The sequence below is a fragment of the Protofrankia sp. CiT1 genome, from assembly GCF_917627335.1.
In the GTDB taxonomy this organism is placed as follows: domain Bacteria; phylum Actinomycetota; class Actinomycetes; order Frankiales; family Frankiaceae; genus Protofrankia.
The window spans coordinates 1-4748 of record NZ_CAKJTP010000223.1; the positions used below are offsets into that span (position 1 = coordinate 1).

Annotated in this window: 3 protein-coding genes; all 3 read left to right on the forward strand. The window is 65.7% G+C overall.

What is annotated here, in order from left to right:
- Positions 1–387 precede the first annotated feature (387 nt).
- Positions 388–1800 (forward strand): family 2B encapsulin nanocompartment shell protein, encoded by a 1413-nt coding sequence (locus MJ785_RS20345; protein ID WP_239382364.1) that lies wholly within the window; start codon positions 388–390, stop codon positions 1798–1800.
- Positions 1800–4046 (forward strand): family 2 encapsulin nanocompartment cargo protein terpene cyclase, encoded by a 2247-nt coding sequence (locus MJ785_RS20350; protein ID WP_305039927.1) that lies wholly within the window; start codon positions 1800–1802, stop codon positions 4044–4046. The genes MJ785_RS20345 and MJ785_RS20350 overlap by 1 nt, the downstream gene beginning before the upstream one ends.
- A 175-nt stretch (positions 4047–4221) precedes the next feature.
- On the forward strand, positions 4222–4748 hold a 527-nt coding region (locus MJ785_RS20355; RefSeq protein WP_370653006.1), incomplete at its 3' end, for a WD40 repeat domain-containing protein.

Consider the following 4748-nt stretch of genomic DNA (forward strand, 5'->3'; position numbering starts at 1 on the left):
CACGCGGAAGGCCTTGCCGGTGCCATGACCGCTACGGGAAGCTTCGCTCGGTCACACGAACCACAACTCGCGCCGGGGGTGCGTAGGTGGACGCGTCGCATGCAACGCGACGTGGGAAGGAACTCTGCCTGCAACAAGCGAAACGTTGGGGAGGGGATGCGGCGGCCTCCGGTCAGCGCCAGCCGTTTTATCGGCCGTTCTATCGGCCTTGTTCAAGGTGGCCCGCCGGGGCGCCGGCCTGAAAGTAAAAGCCCTTTTCGGCCGGGCGATCCAGCTCGCGGTGACATATTGGTACAGCTATTCCGCGACGGTACGTGTGCCGTTTTCCGCTGATACGACTGCTGCGACTAATAAGACTTATACGACGAGAAATCGGTGGTGTAGATTATGACGGAACTGGTTGGTTCGGGTGTCGACGCGGCGGACAGTCCGCAGCTGAGCCTGGGTACGGCGGCCGCGCGTAATCTGGCGACGGTCACCAAATCCGTGCCCCAGATGCAGGAAATCTCCTCGCGCTGGTTGTTGCGGATACTGCCGTGGGTGCAGGTGGCGGGTGGCGTGTACCGGGTCAACCGTCGGCTCAGTTATCTGGTGGGGGACGGCGTCATCACGTTTGTCTCGACCGGGGCCGATGTCCGGGTTATCCCCCGGGAGCTCGGCGAGTTGCCGCTGTTGCGCGGGTTTGACGACGAGACGGTGCTGCGCGCGCTGGCGGACCGGTTTGTTCAGCGGGAGTTCGCTCCCGGTGACGTGATCGTGGAATCGGGCCAGCCGGCCGACCAGGTGTTCCTCATCGCGCACGGGAAGCTGCACAAGCTCGGTACCGGAAAGTACGGTGACGAGGCCGTGCTGGGCGTGCTGGCCGACGGCGACTATTTTGGCGATCAGGTTCTGGCGGGGCCGCGGGGCAGCTGGGAGTTCACGGTCAGGGCCGTGACCGGGTGCACCGTGCTGGCACTCTCACAGCAGGCGTTCCAGGAGCTGGTTGACCAGTCCGCGGAGCTGCGGGCACAGATCGAGGCGTTCCAGAGCCGTTCGGAAGTCCCCCAGAACAAGTATGGCGAAGCGTCGATCGCGCTGGCGGCGGGGCATACCGGGGAGCCCGAGCTGCCGGGGACGTTCGTCGATTATGAACTCGCGCCCCGCGAATACGAACTGAGTGTCGCCCAGACGGTGTTGCGGGTGCACAGCCGGGTCGCCGATCTGTACAACGAACCGATAAACCAGCTCGAGCAACAGCTCCGGTTGACGATCGAGGCGCTGCGGGAGCGCCAGGAAAACGAATTGATCAACAACCGGGAATTCGGCTTGCTGCACAATGCCGACCGCAAGCAGCGCATCCACACCCACTTCGGTCCGCCGACCCCCGACGACCTCGACGAACTGCTCAGCAGACGGCGTGATTCCCGGTTCATCCTGGCGCACCCGCGAGCCATCGCCGCGTTCGGCCGGGAATGCAACCGCCGCGGCATCTACCCGACCGGTGCCGATATCGACGGCCACGGGGTGCCCGCCTGGCGTGGTGTGCCCATCCTGCCCTGTAACAAGATTCCCATCACTGACAGGCACACCACCTCCATACTCGTGCTGCGCACCGGCGAGGACAACCAGGGCGTCATCGGCCTGCACCAGACCGGCATCCCGGACGAATACCAACCGGGCCTGTCCGTCCGATTCATGGGAATCAACGACAAGGCGATCATCTCTTACCTTGTCAGCACCTACTATTCGGCGGCGGTCCTCGTGCCGGACGCTCTCGGCATCCTGGAGGATGTTGACATCGCCGGGCCCCGCGACTAGTGGGAGATCCCGGGGACGCTCGGCGAACGCCGCCGTTCGAGCTACCAGAGTTCTATGTCCCCTATCCGGCACGGCTGAACCCGAACCTGGCGAGAGCTCGCGGGCACAGTAAGGCATGGGCCTACGAGATGGACATGATTGACGTACCGCAGCACGGCACCGTGATCTGGTCCGCGGACGATTTCGACGCGCATGACTACGCCCTGCTGTGCGCGTACACCCATCCGGACGCGACCGGGCCGGACCTTGATCTGGTGACCGACTGGTATGTCTGGGTGTTCTATTTCGACGATCATTTTCTGGAGCTTTACAAGCGGACTCGGGACACGGCCGGCGCCCGGGACTATCTCGACCGGCTGCGGGCCTTCATGCCCGTGACCGGGGAGATCACTGAGACGCCGGACAATCCGGTGGAACGCGGCCTTGCCGATCTGTGGGCCCGTACCGTCCCGGCGCGGTCGCCGGACTGGCGGTGTCGGTTCGCGAACAGCACCGCGAACCTGCTGGATGAATCCCTGTGGGAACTCGCCAACATCAGTGCGGACAGGATCGCCAACCCCGTCGAATACATCGAGATGCGACGCAAGGTCGGCGGAGCACCCTGGTCGGCGAATCTGGTCGAACATGCCGCGGGTGCCGAGGTGCCCGCCGAGATCGCCGCGACCCGGCCGATGCAGGTACTCAGGGACACGTTCGCCGACAGCGTGCACCTGCGTAACGACCTGTTCTCCTACCAGCGCGAGGTCGAGGACGAGGGCGAGCTCAGCAACAGCGTGCTGGTTGTCGAACGATTCCTCGGCTGCGACACCCAGACCGCCGCCAATCTCGTGAACGACCTGATGACGTCCCGGTTGCATCAGTTCGAGCACACGACGTTCACCGAGTTACCCCCGCTCTTCGAGGAGCGGGGCGTTCACCCGCGGGCCAGAGCGGACGTTCTTGCCTATGTGAAAGGGCTACAGGACTGGCAGTCGGGCGGGCACGAATGGCACCTGCGGTCGAGCCGATACATGAAGGGCGGCTCCCCGGCCGCGGCCGGTGTGCTCGATGGCCCGGCGGGTCTTGGGACATCAGGGGCGCGCATCGTCTCCTCGCTGCTCTCGACCGCGCCGCGGCGGCTGAGCAGCTTCACCCACATCCCGTACCAGGTCGTCGGGCAGACCAGGCTGCCTGACTTCTACATGCCGTTCGCCACCAGGCGCAGCCCGTGGCTGGATGTCTCGCGGCGCCATGTCGTGGCGTGGGCTCGCCGGATCGGGATGCTGGACCCGGTGCCCGGGATCTGGAATGAACACAAGCTCAGGGCGTTTGACTTCGCGCTGTGTTCGGCCGGGATCCATCCGGATGCCACTGCCGATCAGCTGAACCTGACCACGGACTGGCTGGCCTGGGGAACCTACGGGGACGACTACTATCCGGTGATCTTCGGCCGGACGCGTGACCTCGTCGGCGCGAAGGCGTGTACCAGGCGGCTGTCGGAGTTCATGCCGGTGGAGTCCACCGACATTCCCCTCTCCGTCGTCCCCGTCCCCGGCAACGCGCTGGAAAGAGGTCTGGCCGATCTGTGGGCTCGTACCGCGGAACCCATGACCGTGAGCGCACGCCGTGTGTTTCGCGGTGCCATCGAGAAGATGGTTGACAGCTGGTCGTGGGAACTGGCCAACCAGTTCCAGAATCGCGTTCCCGACCCGATCGACTACATCGAGATGCGGCGCAGGACATTCGGTTCTGATCTCACCATGAGCCTGGCGAGACTGGCCAGGATGGCCCACGTGCCGACACTGCCACCCGAGATCTTCCGGACTCGACCGATCAGGGCCCTGGAGAACGCGGCCGCGGACTACGCCTGCCTGCTCAACGACATCTTCTCCTACCAGAAGGAAATCCAGTTCGAGGGTGAGATCCACAACTGCGTTCTCGTTATCCAGCGCTTTCTTGACCGTGATCGTGAAGGCGCGGTCGCGGTCGTGAACGATCTGATGACCGCTCGGCTGCGCCAGTTCGAACACATCGTTTCCAGCGAACTGCCCGTGCTTTTTGACAGTTTCGGTCTGGACGCCGACGCGCGCGGCACGCTGTGTGGATATGTGACGGAACTCCAGAACTGGCTGGCCGGGATCCTCCGCTGGCATCAGGGAACACGCCGCTACGAGGAATCCGAACTGCGACGCCACGGGGCAGCCGGGACACCGCCTTTCGGCGGCCCCACCGGGCTGGGTACCGCGGCGACCCGGCTTCGGGCCTGACGCGGCACGCTCAGAAACGGGGAACCTGGGGCCGGCCGGTGGATCCGCTCACCCCAGGTTCCCTACGGAGGTAGCGGACAACGTTCGTCGCATTCGGTTACCCCCTGTCCTCCGCCGCCGGCTGGGTGCGAGGACAGCGCGGATAGCCCGGGTGGTGGGGCCGCTGGCAGGTTGGATGATCGACGGTGGGGCGGGTTACGCTGATCGTCGCAGGGTGGTGCCGGCAGGTGACGGGGGCGGTGTGGACGACCAGCGAGAGCATGCTCCGACGGCTGGTTACAGCCCGGGGCCCGCCGTCCCGGCTGTCGACGGTGCTTTACGCGCCTGGGCGGTGGCGCATGCCCGCACCGTAGGACACACAGGTGATCACGGTGGTGTGTCGCCGCTGGCTGACGGTGCGCTGCCGGCCGGTTCGGCTGGATGGTGGGACGAGCCGTGGATGCCGGGTGACGTCGTCGTCGAACCGCCGGTCACCCTCACCGGCCGCACCAGCTGGGTCGACTCGGTGGCGTGGGCGACCGGGGCTGATGGCCGGCTGCTGCTCGCCACCGGCAGCGGCGATGGGACGGTGCGGGTCTGGGATCCGGTCGCCGGCCAGACCCTGCACACCCTCACCGGCCACACCGGCTGGGTCTACTCGGTGGCGTGGGCGACCGGCACCGACGGCCAGCTCCTCCTCGCCACCGGCAGCGGCGATCGGAC

Bases quoted from the DNA above. Each gene is read 5' to 3' on its own strand.
- MJ785_RS20345 (WP_239382364.1), top strand. From the start codon at position 388: ATGACGGAACTGGTTGGTTCGGGTGTCGACGCGGCGGACAGTCCGCAG.